26 protein-coding genes are annotated in these 24623 nt (G+C 43.4%); 15 read left to right on the forward strand and 11 right to left on the reverse strand.

Annotation, left to right across the window (positions count from 1 at the left end):
* Positions 1-170 precede the first annotated feature (170 nt).
* The 5 genes from FEM55_RS23980 to FEM55_RS24000 are packed head-to-tail and all read left to right on the forward strand — an operon-like array spanning position 171 to position 4520.
* A complete protein-coding gene (locus tag FEM55_RS23980; protein ID WP_138283863.1) occupies positions 171-1052 on the forward strand; it encodes a class I SAM-dependent methyltransferase in 882 nt (293 codons plus the stop codon).
* A gap of 19 nt (positions 1053-1071) precedes the next feature.
* Positions 1072-2007, forward strand: a complete 936-nt coding sequence (locus tag FEM55_RS23985; protein ID WP_138283864.1) for a hypothetical protein — start codon at positions 1072-1074, stop codon at positions 2005-2007.
* Between the two features lie 47 nt (positions 2008-2054).
* Positions 2055-2882, forward strand: a complete 828-nt coding sequence (locus FEM55_RS23990) for a phytanoyl-CoA dioxygenase family protein (RefSeq protein WP_138283865.1) — start codon at positions 2055-2057, stop codon at positions 2880-2882.
* A gap of 1 nt (position 2883) precedes the next feature.
* Positions 2884-3711 (forward strand): glycosyltransferase family 2 protein, encoded by an 828-nt coding sequence (locus FEM55_RS23995; RefSeq protein ID WP_229209400.1) that lies wholly within the window; start codon positions 2884-2886, stop codon positions 3709-3711.
* Between the two features lie 44 nt (positions 3712-3755).
* Positions 3756-4520, forward strand: a complete 765-nt coding sequence (locus FEM55_RS24000; protein WP_138283866.1) for a glycosyltransferase family 2 protein — start codon at positions 3756-3758, stop codon at positions 4518-4520.
* Positions 4521-4532: 12 nt separating this feature from the next.
* Here FEM55_RS24000 and FEM55_RS24005 read toward each other — a convergent pair whose 3' ends face one another.
* From FEM55_RS24005 to FEM55_RS24015, 3 genes are read right to left on the reverse strand one after another with little or no spacing between them, the layout of a single operon-like run.
* The gene (locus tag FEM55_RS24005) at positions 4533-4982 is read right to left on the reverse strand and encodes a hypothetical protein (protein ID WP_138283867.1); all 450 of its coding nucleotides are present in this window, start codon (positions 4980-4982) and stop codon (positions 4533-4535) included.
* Positions 4983-6143: a 1-deoxy-D-xylulose-5-phosphate reductoisomerase gene (locus FEM55_RS24010; protein ID WP_138283868.1), complete on the reverse strand. Its 1161-nt coding sequence runs from the start codon at positions 6141-6143 to the stop codon at positions 4983-4985.
* A 27-nt stretch (positions 6144-6170) separates the two neighbouring features.
* Positions 6171-7673, reverse strand: coding sequence for a GH3 auxin-responsive promoter family protein (locus FEM55_RS24015; RefSeq protein WP_138283869.1), 1503 nt, complete (start codon positions 7671-7673; stop codon positions 6171-6173).
* A gap of 175 nt (positions 7674-7848) precedes the next feature.
* Between FEM55_RS24015 and FEM55_RS24020 the strand changes: the two genes are divergently transcribed.
* The 7 genes from FEM55_RS24020 (at position 7849) to nadD (ending at position 12651) form a co-directional block, all read left to right on the forward strand.
* Positions 7849-8874, forward strand: coding sequence for a rod shape-determining protein (locus FEM55_RS24020; protein WP_138283870.1), 1026 nt, complete (start codon positions 7849-7851; stop codon positions 8872-8874).
* Positions 8875-8952: 78 nt separating this feature from the next.
* Positions 8953-9792, forward strand: coding sequence for a rod shape-determining protein MreC (mreC, locus tag FEM55_RS24025; RefSeq protein WP_138283871.1), 840 nt, complete (start codon positions 8953-8955; stop codon positions 9790-9792).
* A complete protein-coding gene (locus tag FEM55_RS24030; protein WP_138283872.1) occupies positions 9789-10292 on the forward strand; it encodes a hypothetical protein in 504 nt (167 codons plus the stop codon). Before mreC ends, FEM55_RS24030 begins: the two co-directional genes overlap by 4 nt.
* Positions 10293-10513: 221 nt before the next feature.
* Positions 10514-11113, forward strand: a complete 600-nt coding sequence (locus FEM55_RS24035; protein ID WP_138283873.1) for a sigma-70 family RNA polymerase sigma factor — start codon at positions 10514-10516, stop codon at positions 11111-11113.
* A gap of 79 nt (positions 11114-11192) precedes the next feature.
* Positions 11193-11483, forward strand: coding sequence for a phosphohydrolase (locus FEM55_RS24040; protein ID WP_171036644.1), 291 nt, complete (start codon positions 11193-11195; stop codon positions 11481-11483).
* Positions 11484-11493: 10 nt separating this feature from the next.
* Complete coding sequence (gene gmk / locus FEM55_RS24045; RefSeq protein WP_138283874.1) at positions 11494-12063, forward strand: guanylate kinase; 570 nt, start codon at positions 11494-11496, stop codon at positions 12061-12063.
* A 15-nt stretch (positions 12064-12078) separates the two neighbouring features.
* The gene (gene nadD / locus FEM55_RS24050; protein WP_138283875.1) at positions 12079-12651 is read left to right on the forward strand and encodes a nicotinate (nicotinamide) nucleotide adenylyltransferase; all 573 of its coding nucleotides are present in this window, start codon (positions 12079-12081) and stop codon (positions 12649-12651) included.
* Between the two features lie 4 nt (positions 12652-12655).
* Here nadD and FEM55_RS24055 read toward each other — a convergent pair whose 3' ends face one another.
* Positions 12656-13048: a hypothetical protein gene (locus tag FEM55_RS24055; RefSeq protein ID WP_229209401.1), complete on the reverse strand. Its 393-nt coding sequence runs from the start codon at positions 13046-13048 to the stop codon at positions 12656-12658.
* Between the two features lie 158 nt (positions 13049-13206).
* Between FEM55_RS24055 and FEM55_RS24060 the strand changes: the two genes are divergently transcribed.
* Positions 13207-13638: a nuclear transport factor 2 family protein gene (locus tag FEM55_RS24060; protein ID WP_138283876.1), complete on the forward strand. Its 432-nt coding sequence runs from the start codon at positions 13207-13209 to the stop codon at positions 13636-13638.
* Positions 13639-13706: 68 nt separating this feature from the next.
* On the opposite strand, the gene FEM55_RS24065 is transcribed toward FEM55_RS24060, so the two are convergent.
* On the reverse strand, positions 13707-14636 hold the full coding sequence (locus FEM55_RS24065; RefSeq protein ID WP_138283877.1) for a helix-turn-helix domain-containing protein: 930 nt from the start codon (positions 14634-14636) through the stop codon (positions 13707-13709).
* Between the two features lie 171 nt (positions 14637-14807).
* Positions 14808-15947: an acyl-CoA dehydrogenase gene (locus FEM55_RS24070; RefSeq protein WP_138283905.1), complete on the reverse strand. Its 1140-nt coding sequence runs from the start codon at positions 15945-15947 to the stop codon at positions 14808-14810.
* Between the two features lie 225 nt (positions 15948-16172).
* Here FEM55_RS24070 and FEM55_RS24075 point away from each other — a divergent pair, with 225 nt between their 5' ends.
* Positions 16173-17444, forward strand: coding sequence for a hypothetical protein (locus FEM55_RS24075; protein ID WP_138283878.1), 1272 nt, complete (start codon positions 16173-16175; stop codon positions 17442-17444).
* On the forward strand, positions 17441-18706 hold the full coding sequence (locus FEM55_RS24080) for a hypothetical protein (protein ID WP_138283879.1): 1266 nt from the start codon (positions 17441-17443) through the stop codon (positions 18704-18706). Before FEM55_RS24075 ends, FEM55_RS24080 begins: the two co-directional genes overlap by 4 nt.
* A 79-nt stretch (positions 18707-18785) precedes the next feature.
* Here FEM55_RS24080 and serS read toward each other — a convergent pair whose 3' ends face one another.
* The 5 genes from serS to glyA all read right to left on the reverse strand — a co-directional run bounded on the left by serS (position 18786) and on the right by glyA (position 24372).
* Positions 18786-20078 carry a serine--tRNA ligase gene (serS, locus tag FEM55_RS24085; protein WP_138283880.1) on the reverse strand — a complete coding sequence of 431 codons (1293 nt, stop codon included), beginning with the start codon at positions 20076-20078 and terminating at the stop codon, positions 18786-18788.
* 3 nt (positions 20079-20081) lie between these two features.
* Positions 20082-21440: an aspartate kinase gene (locus FEM55_RS24090; protein ID WP_138283881.1), complete on the reverse strand. Its 1359-nt coding sequence runs from the start codon at positions 21438-21440 to the stop codon at positions 20082-20084.
* Between the two features lie 61 nt (positions 21441-21501).
* Entirely contained in the window at positions 21502-21999 is a 498-nt protein-coding gene (gene ribH, locus FEM55_RS24095; RefSeq protein WP_138283882.1) for a 6,7-dimethyl-8-ribityllumazine synthase, read from the reverse strand.
* Positions 22000-22120: 121 nt separating this feature from the next.
* Entirely contained in the window at positions 22121-22822 is a 702-nt protein-coding gene (locus FEM55_RS24100) for a tetratricopeptide repeat protein (RefSeq protein WP_138283883.1), read from the reverse strand.
* 245 nt (positions 22823-23067) lie between these two features.
* The gene (gene glyA, locus FEM55_RS24105) at positions 23068-24372 is read right to left on the reverse strand and encodes a serine hydroxymethyltransferase (protein WP_138283884.1); all 1305 of its coding nucleotides are present in this window, start codon (positions 24370-24372) and stop codon (positions 23068-23070) included.
* Positions 24373-24623 lie beyond the last annotated feature (251 nt).

Here is a 24623-nt window from a genome sequence, read left to right on the forward strand (position 1 = left end):
CGATTCGAACAAATCGTTACCAAAGGTAATAAGAAATAAAATGGCGTTTTGCAGCTTGCATTTCACGGCAGTTGCTTTTTCCTTTTGGTAACAAGGACGTACACATTGAATGTTGTTACAAAGAAAAAAAGTAATTTTGACCATATTAAGTACCAATCAGCACAGCACAAATGAATCAGAAAGAGTTTTTAGAATCGTTGGTTTGTCCGCTTACAGGAACCGCACTGAAAATTGCAGAAGACGGAAAAACACTCACGAGCGAAGACGGCACCATATATGAAGTAGGCGAAACCGGCATTGTCAATATGCTTTATCCCAAGGAATTATTGCCTGAAGATGCGCGTGAACAATATCTTTATGATCAGGCTTTCCTTCGCTACGACAGAGGTGTTTCCTGGGTTTTCGAAACCTTGAACCATTCGGACGAAGCTGCGACCAGAAAATTCTTTATAGATCTGATGGAGCTGAAACCCGGCATGAAGGCGCTGGAAGTGGGCGCAGGAACCGGCAAGGATTCTGCGCTGATTCTTGATAAAATCCGGCCGGGCGGCACAGCGGTACTTTCCGACCTTTCACCGAACATGCTGAAAAGAGCGCAGGAAAAACTTTCCGCCGAAGACGTAAATGTTCATTATTTTCTGGGCAACGGCTCTTACCTTCCGTTTCCTGACGATACGTTCGATGCTGTTTTTCATTTTGGCGGAATCAATACTTTTTCGGAGCGAAAAAGAGCTTTCAACGAACTTACCCGCGTTGTCCGACCCGGCGGAAAAGTGGTCGTAGGCGATGAAAGTGTGGCGCCGTGGTTACGCAATACACCGACTTATGCTACTTTACTGAAAGCAAATCCGCTTTTCCGTGCCGAAGTCCCGATTGAAGACGTTCCTGCCAATGTTGAAAATTTCAAATTGCATTACGTTTTCGGAAATGCCTTTTACGTCATGGAATACAGGGTTACATCCAAAGCGCCGGAAGTCAATATCGATTTGCCGATTCCCGGAAAAGATTTCGTGGATACCTGGCGTTTGCGCGCGGAAAAGGCGGTTGATTAATCAGTAACATTATCATTTTATGTGGGTTAAAAAAGGAGTAATATACAAGCCCGACGGAAGTTTGCCGCACAGCCTTTCACATGCACAGGTTCCGTTTGCGTATAAACACAAAGATTTCCTTCGTATTTATTTTTCTTCCCGCGACGAAAAAGGCCAGTCACGGCCTACGTTTCTGGATGTGGATTACGACGATCCCAAAAAGATCCTTTACATACACGACAAACCCATTCTGGAACTGGGCGGCCCGGGTGAATATGACGAAACCGGCGCCATGCCTTCCTGGTTTGTAAACAGGCCAAACGGCGATATCTGGCTGTATTATACCGGATGGAACCGGACGTGGAATTCGTACCGGCTTTCCATGGGACTGGCGGTCAGCAGCGACGGCGGTTTGTCTTTCAAGAAAATGTTTGCCGGCCCAATTATGGACAGAAGCATTCAGAACCCGCTTTGGGCGGCTCAGCCTTCGGTATTGATTGACGATGACGGCACCTGGCGCATGTGGTATATTTCCGGACATAAATGTGAGTACATCCACGGCTATCCGGAACCCTATTACCGCGGACAGTCTGCAACGTCCAGAGACGGAATTCATTGGGAAATCAGCGACATTCCGACCCTTGACTTTGATGATTTCCTGCATGCAGTCGGCAGGCCGAGCGTATTCAGGGAAGACGGCATTTACAAAATGTACTATTCTTACCGTCATACGCGGGACTACCGAACTGACAGAAATCAGAGTTACCGGCTTGGCTATGCAGAATCTGCAGACGGCACAAACTGGGAACGCAAAGATCATCTCGTAGGAATTGCCAAATCTGAAAACCCGGAAGACTTCGATTACCAAATGATCGATTATGCCAACTATTACGAACATAACGGTAAAAAATATCTGTTATATAACGGCAATGGTTTCGGAACGGCAGGATTTGCCTATGCTGTTTGGGAAAATTAGTTTATTGCAATTCTTTCAATTTTAACATCACTTGACGCAATCATATTATGAGCACACTTCAGGAACAATTCAATAGAGACGGATTTATTCTTTTGAGAAACTTTCTGGACAAGGAAGTAATCAGTAACATATACCTTGACGCAAGAAAAATATTTGCTGCCCAAATTAAACGTGTTACCGGAAAAACGGTGGATGTGGATGACCGCGATGCATTTGAAAATGCCATGTTCGAATTTTTTGAAAAAGATTTCAATGCATTTGTCAATACGGGAAAAACGGTTCAGCATACCTTTTCACTGCACCGCCTCGGCCTTGATCCCAAAATTGAAAATCTGCTGAAAGAAGTCGGTCTTTCCAATCCGATCATCGGCGCGCGGGCAGCCATGCAGTTCAACAGCCGGTTTTTGTCCAAAGACGGCAGCAAGCACTGGAAACTGGATGCACATCAGGACTGGCGTACGGGACAAGGATCGTTGGACAGTGCTGTAATCTGGTTTCCGATGGTGGATGCCGGTGCGGATATCGGTGCATTGCAGGTGATTCCGGGAAGCCATAAAGCCGGCTTACAGGAATCTTCCACATCCGGGTATCAGGGCGGCATTACCACACAGCTAAAAGAAGAGGATTTTGTCCAGACCGAGTTTAAAGTCGGTGATATTCTTATTTTCTCTGCTTTTTTGATACACCAGTCCGGAAACAATATCACGCGCAATATCCGCTGGTCGGTGCAGCTGCGTTACAATAATCTGGACGAGCCGACTTTCATAGAAAGAGGCTATCCGATGGCTTACATCTACAAACCGGAAACCGAACTTGTAACGCCCGGTTTTCCTAGCGTAGCACAATTGAATGAGGTTTTCAGTACGGAATCCTGACATGATGAAAGTATCCGTTTGCGTACCGGCTTACAATCATGAAAAGTACATTGCACAAATGCTGGACGGCGCATTGATGCAGCAAACCCGTTTTCCTTTTGAAATTGTAATCGGAGACGATGCCTCAACGGATGCAACTCCGGCCATTATACAGAAATACATGCAGGAAAATCCCGGCAGGATCCGGGCTTTCCTGCATTCTGAAAATCAGGGCCCGAAAGAGCCAAGAGAATTTGCAGGACGCAACAACGTTCTTCAACTATTGAAAGCATGCAAAGGTGAGTACGTGGCCATGTGCGAAGGCGACGATTACTGGACGGATCCTTTGAAACTTCAGAAGCAGGTCAATTTCATGGATGCCAATCCGGATTTTGCCATGTGCCATCATAATGTAACGGTGATTTACGAAGACGGTTCCGCGCCGCATTTGTTCAATAATCCGGAACAGAAGTTAATTTCCACAATCGAAGATATTCTGGAAGATAAATGGTTTATGGCCACGGCAAGCTGGCTTTACCGCAACTATTTTCTGATCAATGACTTCGCTGACTGGCATGCAAAAGCAGCCGCCGGTGACTGGGCCGTCGCTATTCAGCTTGCTGCAAACGGAAAAATCAGATATTTGCCCGAGGTTATGGGCGTATACAGAAAACACAGTGCAGGGTTGAGCAATGTACATTCCAGAGACAACAGGAATTTCTTGAAAAACAGAAGAGAGATGTTCGAAAACGTCGGCCAATGGCTGGAAAACCGTTACAGCAACACCATTTCCAAAACGCTGGCGGAGTATGACAAGCAACTCTCCCAACCGGAAAAAATTGGCAGTTAAAATTAATAATCTTTAATTTGTACTGTTTTTACCATTTTACATCTATGAAGCTAAGCATCGTAATACCAGCATATAACGAAGAAGAATCCATAACAGACACGCTGACTTCCCTGCATAATACATTAAATAAGTACAATATTCCCCACGAAATTTGTGTAACAAACGACAATTCCAAAGACGGAACGCTCCGGGTGCTGGATGAGCTTTCTGTTCAGATCCCTACCTTGGTTTATTATACAAATCCGGGTCCTAACGGGTTTGGCTATGCGGTAAGATATGGCCTTGAACGTTTTAAGGGCGATTGCGTTGCGGTATTTATGGCGGACATGTCCGATGATCCGGAAGACCTTGCAAAATATTATTTCAAAATGCTCGAAGGCGATTATGACTGCGTTTTCGGGTCACGGTGGGAAAAAGGCGGCAAAGTGGTTGATTATCCGGCTTTGAAGAAAGTAATCAACCGGGTTGCCAATTTTATAGTCCGTATTGTCATGGGCATCAAATACAACGATACAACCAATGCTTTTAAGTTATATAAAAGGGAAACCATTGAAGGAATAAAGCCTTTTTTATCGCCGCATTTTAACCTTACCATTGAACTTCCGCTGAAAGCCATGGTTCGCGGTTACAACTACGCCGTGGTTCCAAACAGCTGGACAAACCGGAAATATGGCGTTTCCAAACTGAAAATCAAGGAAATGGGAAGCCGTTATTTTTTTATATTAATGTATTGCCTAATTGAAAAATACTTCTCGCAAGGAGATTTCATGAAGAAAAACGCTGCTCCGAAGAAAGAAGTCAGCCGTTGAAACAAGGTTACTTTATTTGATCCATTCCTGGACAAACGTCATTTTGTGCGCTATGTAGGAAATCGCAAGTCCCCAGAGCAGCGCGCTGGAAGTCATCCATAAGAAAATAGATGCTCTTGGCACGCGGAAGGCAACGGCCAGAATGGGCCCGAACAAAGGCGTAAATAATGGCGGCGTCAGAAAAGCAATTCCTATGATCCCGAATTTCTGCCAGATATTAACGGCAAGGCGTGTTGTCTTTGTAAATCTTTTCGGTTGCGATTTCCGGTTCTTTTTGATCAGTTCCTGAATTCCGCTTCCAAGATATGTAAGTACCAGTACGCTGAACATCATTCCGGCGGCAGAGCACAAAGCCGTTTCAATCCAGCCCAGTTTGAGAATGACACCGGTAATAGGACCTCCGAAAAATTTAAGCGTACTCGCAAGCGCAACCGACAAGTATTTAAGAGCAATTGTTTTCATTTACACTTTCACCTGAATCATATCAGAAGCAAAACGTCTGGTTTCTTCATTTGTTTGAACATAGTCGGAATAAGAAGGATCAGATACAAACGCTATTTTGGCGACGCTCTCGATAATGACATCCGAAATTTCCAGAAACCCGATTTTATCCAGAAGGAAAGCTTCTACGGCAATTTCATTGGCTGCGTTGACAATACAGGCTGCATTTCCGCCTTTTTCCAGTACTTCGTAGGCAATGGCAAGGTTCCTGAACGTTTCCAGATCGGGTTTTTCAAAGGAAAGCGAAGGATAATCCGTAAAGTTGAAACGTGGAAAATCGGATTTTACGCGCGTCGGGTAATTCAGGGCATACTGAATCGGAAGTTTCATATCCGGCAAACCCATTTGCGCCTTGATGCTGCCGTCTTCAAACTGTACAAGCGAATGGATAATGCTTTGCGGATGAACGATCACGTCTATTTGTCCGGCCTGCAGATCAAATAACCATTTCGCCTCGATTACTTCCAGCCCTTTGTTCATCAAGGTTGCAGAATCAATCGTTATTTTGGCACCCATTGTCCAGTTCGGATGTTTAAGCGCCTGCTGTTTGGTCACATTGGCCAGAAATAATTTATCTTTTCCCCGAAACGGCCCGCCGGACGCTGTCAGGATTATTTTTTCAACCGGATTTTCGGCTTCTCCGACAAGGCACTGGAAAATAGCCGAGTGCTCCGAATCCACCGGATAAATATTCACTTTGTACTGTTTTGCCAGACTTGTAATGAGTTCGCCGGCAACAACCAGCGTTTCCTTGTTTGCCAAAGCAATGTCTTTTCCGGCTTTAATGGCATGAATGGTGGGCAAAAGGCCGGCATAACCGACCATGGCAGTCAGAACTATGTCAACCGAATCGGATTCTACGACGGAAACCAGCGCAGAAGCACCGGCATGAACTTTAACGAAAATAGAGGATAAAGCGCTTTTGACCTTTTCATAATGCCTTTCATTGCCGATCACAACTTCCAGCGGGCGGAATTTGATTGCCTGCTGAATTAATAAATCGGCATTATCCTGTGCAGTCAGTACGGATACGGAAAAAATCTGGGGATTGGCTTCAATAACTTCCAGCGTTTGGGTACCAATGGAACCGGTTGAACCTAAAATAGCTATTCTCTTCTTCATCTTACATTTTCACGTTAAAGATCCGTTTCAGGACCGGTTCATTTTCAGTAGTTCATCCGCTATTTTACGGTCATTGGATAATCTTGGTACTTTGTTCTGTCCGCCGAGTTTTCCGTTTGCACGCATATAATCTATAAAAGCGTTTTTGCGCAACGGCACCAGTTCGAGCGGACGCAGAATATTGCCTTTGATCAGATCCAGATAATAAATATTAAGTTCCGTCAATCGCTGATTAATGTCCCGGGCAAATTGCTCACTGTTATGCGGCATTGCTGCAAATTCAACAAGCCATTCATGATAAGGAAGTCCGCCTTTATCGGAATTTACCATTGGAGCTACTGTAAATTCCACAACTTCCGTTTCGGGATGGCGTTCCATTGCATAGCGCAGTGCTTTTTCGATTTCCTCACCGATTACATGCTCGCCGAAAGCGGAAATAAAATGTTTGATCCGGCCTGTTACGAGTATTTTATACGGATTTGTTGAAACAAAGCGAACCGTATCGCCAAGCGAATAACCCCATAATCCGGCGTTATTGTTGATAATAACTGCGTAGTTACGACCGATTTCCACTTCTCCGATGGATAACCTTTTTGGATTTTCGTCAAAAAAGTTTTCAACAGGAATGAATTCATAGAAAATTCCGGTATCCAGCAGCAAAAGCAGACTTTCATCTTCCTGCGAATTCTGGTAGGCGAGAAACCCTTCGGAAGCCGGATACAGTTCAATGGAATCGATCCGCTTTCCGATGGATTCAAAAAGTTTGGCTTTGTAAGGCTCAAAATTGACACCGCCGTAGATGAACAATGAAAAATCCGGAAATACATCTTTGATCTTTTTTCCCGTCCGCTCGGTAATCCTGTCAAAATACATCTGAACCCACGGCGGAATGCCCGAAATCAGCGACATCGGCTGATGCAGTGTTTCGTCAATGATTTTATCCAGCTTCAGTTCCCAGTCTTCAATGCAGTTGGTTTCGTAGCTTGGCATCTGGTTGGAGCGCAGATAGCCCGGAACATGATGATTGGAAATACCTGACAAACGGCCTGTCAGTACGCCGCCGGTTTCTGTCAGGACGGGGCTGCCGGAAAGAAAAATCAGTTTTTTATCCAGGAATTCAGCTTTTTCGGTCTCGGCAATATACGTCAGAATGGCGTTGCGGGCCGAATTGATGTGATTGGAAATGGAATCTTTTGAAATCGGGATGTATTTTGTACCGGAAGTAGTACCTGACGTTTTGGCAAAATACAAAGGCTTGTCAGGCCACAGCACATTGCTTTCTCCCGTTTTGATTTTCTCAATATATCCTTTCAGATCTTCGTAATCACTGACCGGAACAGCTTCTTTGAAATCCGAATAAGAATGGATATCCCTGAAAAAATGGTCTCTTCCAAACTGAGTATCTGCGGCTTTTGCAACGAGCTGCTTTCTCCATTTTTCCTGAACTTCAAGACTTTTTGCAATCCATTCCTGCTGTTGACGTACAATATACCGAGCCAGCGGCTCACTTAAAAGTGCTCTGATTCCCATAGTGAAAACAAAGGTACACAGGATTTGTAAATTCTATTCTACATGCATGTTTAAGGGCCATTTATGGCCTGAAAACCACGCTATACCGAAATTTTTTAAATGCCTTTGTTTGTGGGTAATTATCTGTAATTTTGCCATTCTGAAATCAAAGTGAGCGAAAATTTTAATAAAATATATGGGATTGTTTGATTTTTTGACTAGCGATATAGCAATAGATTTGGGTACTGCGAATACTTTGATCATTCATAAAGATACAGTAGTTGTTGACGAGCCTTCCATTATTGCAATGGACAAAACCACCGGAAAAGTGCTGGCGATCGGGCATACAGCTATGCAGATGCATGAAAAAACAAATGAAAATATCAAAACAATCCGTCCGTTAAAAGATGGTGTAATTGCCGATTTTACTGCTGCGGAAATGATGATCCGCGGAATGATCAAAATGATCGATACCGGAAACCGTTTTTTTACACCTTCACACCGCATGGTCGTTTGTATTCCCTCCGGCATTACCGAAGTTGAAAAACGGGCTGTTAAAGATTCCTGCGAGCATGCAGGCGCCAAAGAGGTTTATATGGTTCACGAACCGATTGCAGCAGCGATTGGTATCGGCATAGATATTACGCAGCCTAACGGCGTTATGATCGTAGATATCGGCGGCGGTACGACGGAAATTGCGGTTATTGCATTGTCGGGTATTGTCTGTGAACAGTCAGTACGCATTGCAGGCGACGTTTTTACCAGAGATATTGTCGATTACATGCGCCGCGAACATAACCTTCTGATCGGTGAGCGTTCAGCGGAACTGATTAAAATGGCCATCGGCTCGGCTTCTCCGGAACTGGAAATCCCGCTGGACGATTATCAGATACGCGGACGTGACCTTATGACAGGTATTCCCAAGGAAATACGGGTTACTTACAGTGAAATCGCTTATTCGCTTGACAAATCGATTTCAAAAATTGAGGAAGGCGTGATGAAAGCGCTTGAAATATCTCCTCCCGAGCTTTCAGCCGACATTTTCAAGAACGGCATTTACCTTACCGGCGGCGGCGCCTTGATTCATGGCCTGGACAAGCGCATTGCCCAGAAAACCAAACTGCCCGTTCACATTGCAGACGACCCGCTGAAAGCGGTTGTAAAAGGAACCGGCGAAGTTCTTAAGAATCTTGAATTATACAAACCCGTACTGATTTCGTAGTATTGGATCGTTCACAGTTTATCCGTTGAAAAATAAGTATATTTTTGATTGATGAACTGCGTGTGAACATTTTAGCCCATGCTCCAACTCGTTGATTTCGTAGTCCGGAATCGTTTTTTCCTGGTTTTTGTTTTGCTGGAAGTACTCAGTGTATGGCTTATCGTGCGCAGCAATTCGTACTGGGGCGCTACTTATTTCAATACTTCCAATTACTACGTTGCCAAAACGCTGGCCTTTTCGAATTCTGCCAAGGAATACACCCGGCTGGACGAAGTAAATGCAGACCTTGCCAAAGAAAACGCGAGGCTGAACGCGCTTGTGACCAAACTGAACCAGACCAATTCCGCGGATGCGCCGGCCGGCTACGTTCCGGATTCTGCATTTGCAGCACGTTTTACTTACACGGTTGCCAAAGTAGTGGATAATGAAACAAACAAGACCAATAATGTACTCACTATTGACAAGGGAACCGCAGACGGCATCCAACCCGGCATGGGCGTCATTTCAGCGACTGGTGTCGTAGGCAAAGTCCGTTTTTGCTCGGAAAACTTTTCACTGGTCACGTCCATTCTGCATTCCCAGTTCATGGTTTCGTCCAAGCTCGTCCGCAGCAATGAAATCGGATATGCAAAATGGCCGGGAAAAGACCCGAATTTTATAGATATGGTCGACGTTTCAAAATATACCAAAGTTTACAAAGGTGACTCGGCGGTAACGTCCGACCAGAACTCCGTTTTCCCGCCTGGAATCATGGTTGGAAAAGTGGAAAGCATAGCGGTTCATCCTAACCAGACCTTTTACAATATCATATTGCGCCTGTCTACCGATTTCAGGAACCTTTCATACGTTTATGTGGTACAAAATCAACAACTTGGGGAGCAGGAAAATCTTAAAGCACGTACAATAGAACGAAAATGAGCTTACGCGAGGCCATACAATATTTCTTAATGATCCTGCTGTATTTGTTTTTGCAGATCTTTTTCTTGCGGAATATGGTGGCTTTCAATTATGCATTCTGTTTCATCTACATAGCCGGTGTTTTGCTTCTTCCTGCAGATACAGACAGAATGTACCTTTTGCTGATCGGCTTTGCAATCGGATTTACTGTCGATGTTTTTTCCAATACTTTCGGAATGCACGCCTCAGCAACAGTGCTTATTGCATACCTGCGTCCATTTCTGATTCATTACCAAATGAAGTCGAAAGGTGCGGAACGGGCCGAAGTCGGTATCCGCGCGCAGGGTTTCGGCGCTTTTCTCGGATATATATTCCCGCTTGTACTTCTGCATCATGCCATGCTGTTTTTTATAGAGATGAATTATTTTGGAATGATCCTTTATACTTTGATAAGAATCGGCGCAAGTACCCTCTTTACAACCCTACTGATAATTTTACTGGAACTTTTTTCCAAACGATAATATGACATTTTGACGCGATTAAGTTTTTGGCTCGGAATTTGATGTTTATACATGTAATTGCGATTGGAAGCTACCCGGTTTAAAATGTTGTAAAAGTAGTGGTTTCGTTTCCTTTGATTTTATCGTGAAATACTGGCTGTAAAAAGCTTCAAAGAGCCATTTATCAAATTTAATTTGTACCATTTGGAGCTGTTGTTAATCTTTGTAAATTCAGCATTCCTATGTTAGTTGCCATGTCAGAAACGCTCACGACTAATGAATACACGGATGATCTTCGATATGAAGTATTTAACCGCGAGTTCATGCCACACATTGATTCCATGTACAACTTCGCATTTCGTCTTACCATGGATGAAGACGATGCAAACGATCTTGTTCAGGACACATACCTGAAAGCTTTTCGTTTTATTTCATCTTTTGAGCAGGGAACCAATGCGAAAGCGTGGCTTTTCAGAATTTTGAAAAACAGCTTTATCAACGATTATCGTAAAAAAAGCAAAGAGCCATCCAAAGTAGATTATCAGGAAGTTGAAACCACTTACAATTCGGAAGAAGCATCCGATACGACTTACACTGTAGACCTGCGTGCCGATGCGGTACAGGAACTGATCGGCGATGAAGTTGCAAACGCACTGAATTCCTTGCCGGTTGATTTCAGAACGGTTATTATTCTGTGTGACATTGAAGGTTTTACTTACGAGGAAATGGCCAAGATTCTGGACATTCCGATCGGTACGGTAAGGTCCAGATTACACCGTGCGCGCAACCTTCTGAAAGAAAAATTAAAGAGTTATGCGAGTTCCATGGGATATGATTCATAGGTTGTGAAACTTTTTTTATAACCTATTCGGTTATAGGGTACAACTGTACATATTCCATATTCTATTTTTCATTTAAAAGATGAACGCATCTCTTACTACGCCTTCTGTTACAGAAGAAGCGCAAAAACAAACCATGAAGCATACATGTGAGCATCATGCCGAATGCATGAAGGTCATTCAGGCTATTCTGGATGATGAGGCCACAGATGCTGAAAAAGAACATTTCCGCACAAACATGGATAAGTGTATTCCTTGTATCGAATCGTACCGTTTAGAAAAATGCATTAAGGATTCGCTCAACTTAAAAATCCAAAAGAAACCTTGTCCGCAAAGTATTCTGGACACCATTATCTCAAAAATAAACAGTTAATTCTGTTCGTGTGAAAGGCAAGCTTATCATATTTTCTGCTCCTTCCGGCTCTGGAAAAACAACCATTGTACGGCATCTTTTAAATAAATACACCACTCAACTTGCATTCTCTGTTTCTGCCTGTACACGCACCAAGCGCACCTATGAAGTGGACGGAAAAGATTACTATTTCCTGACACTTTCCGATTTCAGGAAAAAAATTGCAGAAGATCAGTTTGCAGAGTGGGAAGAAGTATATGCCGGCAATTATTACGGAACATTGAAGGCCGAAATACAAAGACTTTGGAACGAAGGCAAGCATGTGGTTTTTGATGTGGATGTGAAAGGCGGACTGAAGCTGAAAGAAGCTTATGGAGAAAACGCACTTGCTGTTTTTGTAAAGGTGACTTCCGAGGAAGAAATCAAAAGGCGCCTGTCATTTCGCGGAACGGAAACACAGGAATCCCTTGAAACACGTCTTGCCAAAGTCCGCTACGAGCAAAGCTTTGAGCACGAATTTGATATTGTTCTTGAAAATGATATGCTGGAAGAAACGCTTGAAAAAGCCGAAGAACTTGTCCAGTCCTTTATCGCACAATGATCCAGAAAATCAATCATGAAAATCGGTTTATTTTTTGGATCTTTTAACCCCATTCACATCGGCCATCTGATTATAGCCAATACAATGGCCACTTCTGCGGATCTGGAGCAAGTCTGGTTTGTTGTGAGCCCTCAGAACCCGTTCAAGAAAAATAACAGCCTGCTGCATGAATTTGACCGCTACGATCTGGTGCAAAGAGCAATCAGTGACAATTCAGCACTGAAAGTAACGGATTTTGAATTTCACATGCCCAAGCCAAGTTACACGATCGATACGCTGATCAGAATGCAGGAAAAATATCCGCAGCATGAATTCAGACTGATTATCGGTGAAGATAACCTGGCGCAGTTTCCAAACTGGAAAAACCATGACAAAATCCTGGAATATACCGGCTTGCTCGTGTACCCGCGCCCGGATTCAAAAAAACATATTTTCGGAAATCATCCGGCTGTAAAATTCGTCGAAGCTCCATTGCTGGATATTTCAGCAACTTACATCAGAAATTGTCTTAAAACTGGAAAATCCATCCGCTATATGGTTCCGGAACCGGTGGAACAGCTGATCAGGATCAAGAAATTTTATCTTTAACCCCTTACAGCGGGCGTGTCTGATAAGTGATTTCAGACAAAAGACCGACTGCATTGAATTTCAGGATTACTTTTTCTGCATTCGATCTGGTTTTGATATCATTGCATTGCTCTCCTTTTTCCAGAAAGTACACATAGAATTTAAGATTCCGCTCACCTAACTGGTGAATATCCGGCCTGCCGAGAATCTTTCCGATATCATCGGCAAATTTACCTTTCAGCTCGTTCTGAACTGCTTTGAAATCCTGTTTAAGACCTGAACGTACGTTGTTGCATGCGCCGCGGTCATTGCGCCATTTTTCAAGATCCAGGTTTCCCAGTTTGTCCGGAGGTGCAGAGCATGCATTCATAAAAGTGATCAGTATGAAAACATAAATCAGGACGTTGAATCTGGCCATATCAAATCTGAAAGTTTGTTTCTAAATATAAGGCGAAACTAAACATATAATCGTGAGTGAAAAAGATCTTTGATCGGATAAGTGCAATGTGTCCGGATCATCGTTGTAATTTGCAGGATTCAGTACTTTAACTTTTCTGATTTTTCACTTACAAAGCTATGAAATCTATATTGCTTGCTTTTGCCTTTTCAATAGCTGCATTGCTGACAAATGCGCAAACGGGTGCTTTGCCGATAGACGGAACGGATTGCTCCAACCTGTTTTTTAAAGCATTGCTGGAAGAAGATGCGGGCAGCCTGGAAAACCTGGTTTCAGCTGATTTTACAGTTACTGATTTTCAGGGACAAACCGTTAACGGCAACCAATTTCAGGAAGCATTTTCACAAGGTATTATTGTAATAGAATCCGGCATGCTGTCCGGGACGATGACACGCACTTACAATAACGTGGCCGTTGTAACCGGGCGGTGGAACGTAAGTGCAAAGCTCGCTAACAACCGTTATCAGGGTGAAATGTCTTATATGTCCGTATGCGTCAAATCCGGCGGGATCTGGAAAGTAACGGCGGTACAGTTAACGCCGATCCGCTGAAAAGCGTTATACATGCAAAAAGGAGAACTTGACCGGTTCTCCTTTTTGCATGTATATAAAAACTTTTGCTAAACGTTCATCAACGACTCACGACGGCGCATTTTGCCGGCAGGAATCCCGAACATCATTTTAAAACGGCGGCAGAAGTAAGCTGTATCTTTGTAGCCAACATCCGAGCCGATAGCGCGGATGCTCTTTTTGGAAGTACGCAGCAGATCCACGGCTTTTTCCATGCGCTGATATTCGATGTAATCCTGCGGATTGATCCCGGTAAGCATTTTGAAATACTGTCCTACATAATCTTCGGAAACATTCGCAACGTTGGCCAGCACTTTATTGGAAAGATCGCCGCCGAGATTGTCTTTGATATAGGCAAAAATGTCGATCAGACGAGGGTCTTTGAAATACGTGCTGTTGGTTACCAACTGCTCAACAAACAGCTTGTTTTTAAGGATATAACGGATGATCTCAATAACGACTTCTTCCGTTTTTATTTTAATGATACGGCCTTTTCCGGGCGTATCCAGCATATCTTCGGTTAATATCTGATTGATTGTGATTGCAATCTGATCATCTCTTTTTATAAGAAACGGCGGAACATCAAGGGAAGTAAAGAAGTTAACAGTGTCAAAAACTTTGGCCTCAAAAGATATCAGTCCGAATGAATTGGGTAATTTTCCGATTAATGCCGGATCATTGCCGCCTTCGATATAGTTGTCACGATTGGTCATGAACTCTTCATTCGATACCGTTTTGGCGGTCGCCGTATTGCCGTATGTTACCGTGGCATGCTTGCCGCCGGGAATAAACAGCATATCTCCTTCCTCAACCTTCTGCGATTCTTCGGATCCAAATGAAACTTCTCCATCGTACAAAATTGTTAACGAATTTTGTACGTCATAAAAGTTTTTTATCGTAATAGGTTGTAAAATACGGATATGGCGAGCCTTTACAAATTTAACCCCTAACGATTCAATAATCTTATTATAGTCTTCCATACTTGATATATTTAAGGGCCTTTTGACCGTTGATGCAATTTTTGTACAAATCTAATAAATTGTACAAAACTAATACAAGTATAGATTGACAAAAAACTGAAAAAAAGTGATATTTTGGTATGATTTTAATCCAAGATTTAGAATAAAATAGTCTTGATCATATGAAAGAGATCATTTTAGGAGTTCTCTTGCAATTACAAGTTTTTGGATTTCTGAGGTACCTTCATAAATCTGTGTGATTTTGGCATCCCGCATGAGCCGTTCTACATGATATTCTTTTACATATCCGTAGCCGCCGTGAATTTGTACCGCTTCGGTTGTCACCCACATGGCTATATCTGATGCATGAAGTTTGGCCATTGCCGCAGCCATCACGTAATCTTTTCCTTCATCTTTAAGCCTTGCTGCTTTGTATACAAGCAGACGTGCCGCTTCTATTTTGGTTGCCATTTCCGATAACTTGAACTGAATGGCCTGATGTTCACTGATCGGTTTGCCAAATGTTTTTCTTTCCCTTGCATATTTGAGCGACAGGTCAAAAGAGCCGGCTGCAATGCCAAGTGCCTGCGCTGCAATCCCGATCCGGCCGCCGTTCAGCGTGTTCATTGCAAATTTGAAACCAAAGCCGTCTTCTCCGATCCGGTTTTGCTTCGGAACTTTTACATCCGAAAACATCAAAGTATGCGTGTCCGAAGCTCTGATTCCCATTTTATCTTCCTTTTTTCCGACAACAAATCCTTCAAGACCTTTCTCGACCAGAAAAGCATTTATTCCTTTATGCTTTTTATCCGGATCTGTTTGTGCTATTACGAGACAAACCGAAGAAGTGTTGCCGTTTGTGATCCAGTTTTTTGTACCGTTCAGAATGTAACAGTCTTCAGCCTCAACGGCTGTTGTATGCTGCGAGGTAGCATCCGATCCGGCTTCCGGCTCGGAAAGGCAGAAAGCCCCGATCATTTTTCCCGATGCAAGCGGTACAAGATATTTTTGCTTTTGCAGTTCCGTTCCGTATTTTTCAAGTCCCCAGCAAACCAAGGAATTGTTTACGGACATAATAACTGCTGCTGACGCATCGATCCGGGCTATTTCTTCTATGGCAATCACGTAAGCCAAAGTATCCATTCCGCCGCCGCCGTATTCAGGAGAAACCATCATTCCGAAAAATCCCAGTTCACCCATTTTACGGATTAGTGCAGTGTCAAAATGCTGGGCATTGTCTCTTTCGATGATTCCCGGCAAAAGTTCGTTTCTGGCAAAATCTGCGGCGGCATCCCGCACAGCAAGATGTTCTTCTCCAAGGTTAAAATCCATTCCGGTAAGTTGTGAATGATAGGTCATGGCAGTTCAGATTACAACATCAGCTAACGACTGAATTTACGTATTAAAAGGAACATGCAAAAGCATGCAATTTTCTAACGGCTTAAATCTTTGATAATTGCTACTCATTTTCATCAAAACTTGTCTTAAGTTTGCGCCTGAATTTCTCTGCTGACGCACACGGTTTTCACAGCAACTTCTTTATTTATATTATTTTAAATGCCCGTTCTTACTGTATTTTATATCAAACTCCTCATCAATCTCGGTTTGACGTTCGCAATTGTCTGGACGGTCAGCAGAACTGCGCTGTTTGCAAAATGGCAGATTGAAAATGAGAAAATGATCTTTCTGCTCGGCTTTGTCCTGCTCAGGCTGATTCCCTGGATCGGCATTTTTTTGGTCTTGAACGAAGATCCGCGGGGCGATATTCCATTCTTTTTTTACAAGGCCGAAGCAGCTAAAAAAGGCGGGTTTGTTTACCGGGATTTCTGGTCTTACCATGCGCCATTGTACGCATACATCATCAGTTTGCCGGTTTGGATCTGGCATAATTCGCGTGCTATTGTCCTGTTTATGGTGCTGATGGAATCAGGAATTTTATGGCTTACTTACAAAACCTACAAATTCAGAACGGAAAGGGCTTTACAGCTTGCTATTATATACTATCTTCTGCCGGCAGGCTTCATGTATATTCTTGTTGACGGGCAGGAAGAAGTATGGTTCTGGGGCGCTGCACTGCTGATGTGGCGGTTTACAATCCGGAAACCTGAAAATTATGAAGTCGGTATCGGGCTGCTTTATGCACTGGCTCTTCTGACGATCAAGGTAACTTTCATTTTTCTTTTGCCTGCATTGTTACTTGTCGCCAAAAAACCCGTCAAAATGCTGCTTGTCATGGCGGCGGTGGGATTGCCGGCCATCGGATTTTTATACTGGCAGATCGGCGACCTTTTCCTGATGCCGATCCAGCATACCGAACAACTGATGACGCCTAATCTGTTTTCCATCAGCAGGCCTTTTATTGAGATGATCATTCCAATCAATGAAAAGAAATCCACGCTCATCAACTGGTTCGGATTGCTTTTTACCGTGTTTATTCCGGCTTACATGGCTTATAAAGCGCGTTACAGGCATATTAATGAAGTACTGCCCGGGATTTTTATTGCATGCTTCGTCTGCATGATGATATTTCAGGCAAGTGCAATGGGCGCTTACGTGATCGCGTATTTGATGGCTGTTCTTTTTGAAATCGTTGATCTCAGAAAAACGGCTCACGTTGCGGTTCTTTTATTACTGAACTGGCTTACGGTTGTCCAGCCTTTTATTTGGGTCTATATCAAACAGCCTGCTTATACTTCGCTCGCAATGTTTGCAAATGCCGCATACCTTTTTGAATATGTTCTGCAGATACTGAACGTGCTATGCTTCTTCTGGGTGCTGCGTGAAACCTACCGCAAGACTGTACGTCCTGAAAACCTTGTAACGGCATGAATATAGTCATCGCCAAACTGGGCATCAGCCTGATTTCCACGCTGCTGATCGTGATGCTTCTCTGGAAACAGAATACGCTGACATTATGGCTGGAAAGTAAATCTGCCAGAATTACTTTGCTCATTGGCTGGATTGTCCTTCGTCTGATTCCGTTCATTCTGGTTTATCTGATCGCCGGACTGGAACCGACTTCGGATGTAAACGGCTTCTGGGATGAAGCCAGCAAGGCATCGCTCGGGCAAGTGGTATACCGTGATTTCTGGTCGCCGTACTCACCGCTTTATGCATATTTTCTGGGCATATGGCTGAAATTGTGGTATAGTCCCAAAATGATCGTGCTTGCAATGGCAGCTATGGACGGTGTAGCTTTGCTTGCTTCCTACCATTTTTTCAGACCGTTCCAGTCACGCGGAAAATTTCTCTTCAAGTCCATCCTGTACCTTTTGCTGCCGGGTTCTCTTGTTCTTTGCATTATTGGCGCACAGGAAGATGTCTGGATGTGGCTTTTTGTAATTCTGGCTTACTACGTACGCGAAAGAACACTGAAAGTAGAATGGTATGCTGCTATTCTGGCGCTTGGGCTGCTCATGACCAAAGCCATTTTTGTACTGATTCTGATCCCGCTTTTTATGCTGGAAAAACACAAACTCCGGCTTGTTATTCCAATGGCTGTAATCGGTATTTTATCCATTGCCGTGCTTTATCCGCTCGTCGGATGGGGATTTACGCAGCCGCTGGATGAAGCACAGACACTTCGTGCTCCGAATATTCCTTCTGTGATCAATCCGCTGTTTTCCAATCAGCTTGGCGTCGGAGAAAAGTTCTGGAACTGGATCGGACTTGCGATTTCGGTTGGACTTGCATGCATTGCTGCGTTAAGGCTGCGAAATGCTGATTTCAGAATGATGCTTTCCCGAATCTGGGTGATATTGTATGCCACCATGATGATCGTTCAGCAGAGCGCATACAGCAATTACATTTTCCTGTTTCTCATACCGCTTGTTGTTTACATCATCAACTGGAAAAGCAGAACGCAAGTCATTCTGCTGATCATTTTCAACATACTCTGCGTTGTTCATCCGTCTTTCTGGTGGAGACTGGAAATGCCTTGTTACATGACGCCGGCAGATATTACCGCAACGCAGCAAAGATTTCTGGATTACATCATGCAGGTAAGCATTGTCGTATTGACCGGATATTTTATCTGGCTGGCTTTTCCGAAAAGAAAAACGTTTTTACCCGCTTCAAAAATTCAGGATTAAACAGAAAACAGTTTTCATTTTCCAAGCAAAAAGCCTTCACTTTCGTAAAGGCTTTTTAGTATAATTTGTGTAAATCAATTTACTCAATCGTATCAAAACCGCAATAAGGAACCAGCGCAGAAGGAATCTTTACGGTTCCGTCAGCCTGCTGATTGTTTTCAAGCAAAGCGGCCACAATTCTCGGCAATGCCAGTGCCGATCCGTTCAGAGTATGCAGAAGCTGCGTTTTCTTGTCAGCCGTTTTGTATCTCAATTTAAGCCGGTTTGCCTGATAAGTCTCGAAATTTGAAACAGAACTGCATTCCAGCCAGCGTTCCTGCCCAGCAGACCATACTTCAAAATCATAAGTCAATGCCGAGGTAAAACCCATGTCCCCGCCGCAAAGACGCAAGATCCTGTAAGGAAGTTCCAGTTTTTCAAGCAATCCTTTTACATGATTTACCATTTCGTCCAGTGCAGTATAGGAATTTTCCGGCCGGTTAATCTGCACAATTTCGACTTTATCGAACTGGTGCAAGCGGTTCAATCCTCGTACATGCGCGCCCCAGCTTCCCGCTTCACGACGAAAACACGGCGTATAGGCTACATTTTTTACCGGAAGGTTGTTTTCTGAAACAATAACATCTCTGTACAAATTGGTAACCGGCACTTCGGCAGTCGGGATCAGATAAAGATCATCCGCTGCGTCGTGATACATCTGGCCTTCTTTATCCGGAAGTTGCCCGGTAGCAAATCCGGAATCCGAATTGACGACGATTGGCGGCTGTACTTCGGTATATCCTGCTTTTCCGGCTTCATCAAGAAAAAAGGCGATCATTGCTCTTTGCAGCCTTGCAGCTTTTCCCTTGTAAACCGGAAAACCCGCACCGGAAATTTTATTCCCCAGTTCGAAATCAATGATCGGAGCCTGGTTTTGTCCCAATTTCCGGATCAGTTCCCAATGCGGCAATGCACCTATGGGCAAAAGCGGCTTGTTTCCTGCTTCCAGCACAGTGATATTATCCTCGGCTGTTCTTCCTTGCGGAACACTTTCGTGTGGCAGATTAGGTAATTTTACAAGTTCGTCAAGCAATGACAATTCAATAGCTTTATGCTGCTCGTCCAGCGCTTTGGAACGTTCTTTAAGTGCTGCCGTATCCGCTTTTGCAGCTTCCGCTTCTACCTGCTGGCCCGATTTCATCAAGGCGCCTATTTCCTTTGCTTTTGCATTAGATCTGGCCAGTGTTTCATCCAGTTCCTGCTGTAATTCTTTGCGCTTCTGATCCAGATCAATAATCTGGTCTACTGCCTGTTCAGCGTTTTTAAAATGCTTTTTTGTTAATCCTGCGATAGTCAGTTCTCTGTTATCGCGTATAAAGCTGGTTTGTAACATATCTTAGGGAGCTGTAAAAATATCTTTCATTGCATCTTCATAATAGAAAAGACGCTCATTCAGCACGTTCAATGCTTCTGCCTTGTATTTGGAATGGATAAGCAACGAAAGATTATGTTCCGATGCTCCGTACGAAATCATTCGTATTGGAATGTTTTTCATTGCGTCCAGTACTTTTAATGCAATTCCTTCTTTGTCAGCACTGAAATTTCCTACAATACAAATGATATTCTGATCACGGTCATGTTCTTCAAGATCAGCAAATTCACGCAAGTCAGCAGTAATTTTGTCCAGATTTTCGGAATTGTCAATTGTTACCGATACTGAAACTTCCGATGTCGTAATCATATCGACAGGAGTTTTGTATTTTTCAAAAATCTCAAATACTCTACGAAGAAAACCGTAGGCATTCAGCATACGAGTAGAATGAATGTAAATTGCCGTTATATTGTCTTTTGCAGCAATCGCCTTGATGTCGCGGTCAGAAGTCTGGTTTGCAATCAATGTTCCGGGCGCATCAGGCTGCATGGTGTTTTTTAGCCTGACCGGAACGCCGCGCAACTTGGCAGGCGTAATCGTACTCGGATGAAGAATTTTGGCACCGAAGTAAGCCAGTTCTGCTGCTTCCTCAAACGTCAGTTCACGGATTGGAAAAGTACGTTTTACAATCCGCGGGTCATTATTATGCATTCCGTCGATATCCGTCCATATCTGAATTTCATCGGCACGAATTGCTCCGCCAATCAGAGACGCCGTATAATCAGAACCACCGCGTTTCAGATTGTCAACTTCCTCACGCGGATTTCTGCATATGAATCCTTGCGTTATAATCGTCTGTCTATCGGTATATTGATTCAGGATTGTCACCAGCTTTTCTTCAATCGTAGCCAGTTCAGGCTCGCCGTCTGCGTCAATTCTCATGAAATCCAAAGCAGGCAGCAAAACAGAATTTTCGCCTTTTTCTTCCAGATAAGCCTGAAACATTTTGGTACTCAGTATTTCTCCTTCTGCAACAAGTTCCTTTTCCTGCTTGATTGTAAACGGCTTGATGCCCACGAGGGACTTTATAAATCCAAATTCGGTATCAACAATCTCCTGTCCCTTTTCCAACCCTTCGGAAGTAGCATATAATTCCTTGATAAAAAGATTGTAATGCGTTTTCAGATCTTCAATCAAAGAACTCGCTTGTGCTTCATCAAAAGCTTTTGCCGCTTCTCCAATCGCAATCAGCGCATTTGTTGATCCGGACAAAGCCGACAATACAACAATTTTACGGCTTGGATCATTATTAAGAAGTTCACGGATCGAATGCATGCGTTCAGGCTTTCCAACCGAAGTACCGCCAAATTTCCAGACTTGCATATGTGTAAGGTATAGAATAAATGAATTTCAGATAAAGACAATTGTTTATTTTTCAGCCCAACTAGGCTTTCCGTATATTTTCATGCAGTCCGATCATCTTGATAGCTGTCATAGCTGCTTCGTCGCCTTTGTTTCCGTGGATACCGCCTGCCCTGTCCAGCGCCTGTTCCATCGTATTGGGCGTAAGAACACCGAAGATAACGGGCTTATCCAGCTTTAAACTTACGTTTGTGATTCCTTGCGCTACGGCATGATTAATATAGTCATTGTGCTTTGTCTCGCCCTGAATAACCACGCCCAGGGCAATTACGGCATCAATATCCGGACGCTGGGCAAACCATTGCGATCCGAGTGTAAGTTCAAAGCTTCCGGGCACATTTCCTCTTTCAATATTTTCCGGCGCTGCGCCATAATCAACAAGCGTTTTATATGCGCCTTCAAAAAGCCTTTCTGTTACTTCACTGTTCCATTCTGCAACGAGTATGGCAAATCTTTTTTTACTGATATCCGGTAAACCGTTGGTATTGAAAACACTTAAATTTTTATCTGCGCTGGACATAGTTATCAGTTTTTCGGATAAATCCGTGAAAGTAGATGGAATCAATTTATATATAAACAAATAAAAAAAGGATAAAACCCGTGTCGGCTTTATCCTTTTTTGAAACAGAAATGGTTAACCATTATTTGCCGACCTGTCCCTCCAGTAATCCCATGTATTTCTTTGCGTTCACCACTTCCGATGAAAGCGGGAATTCGTCAACTACACGTTTATAAGTGGACATGGCATCACTCGGTTTGCTGGCTTTTTCCTGAGCAATAGCCAGTTTCATTAAATATACCGGTGTAAAGTATTCGTTCTTTTCATAACCCGCCGCTTTCTCGTAGTAAGAAATGGCTTCTGCCGGTTGATTTTTTTCCATATAAGCATCTCCGATCAGCGACTGTGCCCGAGCATGAACAAGCAAATCGTCAGAACTGAAAGATTTGAGATGATTGATTGCATCGTCGTATTTACCTTGTTTCAGTAAAGCGACGCCTGCATAAAAGTTTGCAAGATTACTGGCATCCGTACCTTTGTAGCTGTCAGCAATAGATAAAAGTCCTTCATTTCCTCCGCTTCCGTTCAGCGCTTTCTGAAGTGAATCTGCTTCAAAATCATAAACTACACTTGCAAGTGCCTGCTGAGCAGTTCCTTCCTGACTTTCGATATAAAAGCGATATCCGGCAAATGCAACAAGCGCCAGTAATACAGCACCCACGATACCTACGACAACTTTACGATTTTTTATAAAAAAAACCTCTGCCTTATTGATTTTGCCTGCCAGTGCTTCCGGAGTTTCAATGATTTCAAGCCCGGACTCGTCCGTCTTTTTCTTGCTCATATAAATTAATTCGATTTTGGAGTGCAAAGTTATGAAAACTTTATGAAGTCAAAACAAGTTATAGCACAATTCTTTATATGCTTTATAGTGTAATTCTATAACCAGACGGAAATTTCCATTACTGAATACCTGATAGAACAGAATATATATGACTTTACACTATAATGCACCGTATACAGCCAGAAACTAAAACTGCGTGACAGCAGGAAAGCCGGCACGCAGTTTCAGTACATTTATATATAAGATCAGATGTACAATGGAAATTGTTTCATCCAGTTATTGACTTCTTCTTTCACCGCTGCAATTTTCGCATCCTGATCATGATTTACAAGTACGGTATCAATCAGATCCACGATGCGCTCCATATCCGTTTCCAGCAATCCGCGTGTGGTCATCGCAGCCGTTCCTACCCGGATACCGGAAGTGATCATTGGCGATTTATCGTCAAACGGAACCATATTTTTATTGATGGTAATATCCGCTTTGATCAGCGTATTTTCAGCCAGTTTTCCCGTAAGTCCTGATTCAATGCCGTTTTTGGTTCTCAGGTCAATCAGCATCAAGTGATTGTCAGTTCCGCCGGAGATAATCCTGTAACCTTTTTCAACAAACGCTTTGGCCATTGCCTGCGCATTTCTGGTAACCTGCGTTGCGTAGTTGTAATAACCGTCGCTGAGTGCTTCGCCGAATGCAACGGCTTTTGCAGCAATAATATGTTCCAGCGGACCGCCTTGTGTTCCCGGGAAAACACCCGAATCCAGCAAAGAAGACATCAAGCGGGTTTGTCCTTTCGGTGTTTTGATGCCAAACGGATTTTCAAAATCATTCCGCATCATGATAACGCCGCCACGAGGGCCACGCAGTGTTTTGTGCGTTGTAGTCGTTACGATATGGCAATGATCAAATGGATCGTTCAGAAGACCTTTGGCAATCAGACCGGCCGGATGGGAAATATCGGCAAGCAAAATGGCGCCAACCTGATCAGCTATGGAACGCAGGCGTTCGTAATCCCAGTCGCGGCTATATGCCGAAGCGCCGCAGATCAGCATTTTAGGCTTTTCTTTCAGGGCAATTTCCTCTACTTTGTCCCAATTGATCAAACCGGTTTCTACCTCAACACCATAAAATACAGGCTGAAAGTATTTTCCGGAAATGTTCACAGGAGAACCGTGCGTAAGGTGTCCGCCATGCGCAAGGTTGAAGCCCATGATTTTGTCACCCGGGTTCAGGCAAGCAAGGAATACAGCGGTATTGGCCTGCGCGCCGGAATGCGGCTGCACATTGGCCCACGTTGCCCCGAAAAGTTCTTTCAAACGGTCGATGGCAATCTGTTCAATTTCATCAACTACTTCACATCCGCCGTAATATCTTTTTCCGGGAAGTCCTTCTGCATATTTGTTGGTCAATACACTTCCTGATGCTTCCATCACTTGTCTGGAAGTAAAGTTTTCAGATGCGATCAGTTCAATACCGGATTCCTGGCGATGCTTTTCTCTGTTTATGAGATCAAAAATGGTCGTGTCACGTTCAACGCTTGTGAGTGTAGACATGGGATATACTGGAAAAAGATGTGATGTTAGCTTGAATAAGGTGCAAAAATACAAGCATTTATTGTTGAATAAAATAATAACAGTTACTTTATCCGAAATGTCCTGTTCACGCTTTTTATGATTACAGTTTATAGCCTCAATGGGGTTATATCAAGTATTTTAGAACAAAAGTTATTTTTAAATTATTTTAATAATAATTCATTATGAATTGTATTTTTGCCATCGTTTGCGTGTCTGAGTCTTTTTTCTGA

The sequence above is a fragment of the Dyadobacter sediminis genome (assembly GCF_005860765.1).
GTDB classification, from domain to species: Bacteria; Bacteroidota; Bacteroidia; order Cytophagales; family Spirosomataceae; genus Dyadobacter; species Dyadobacter sediminis.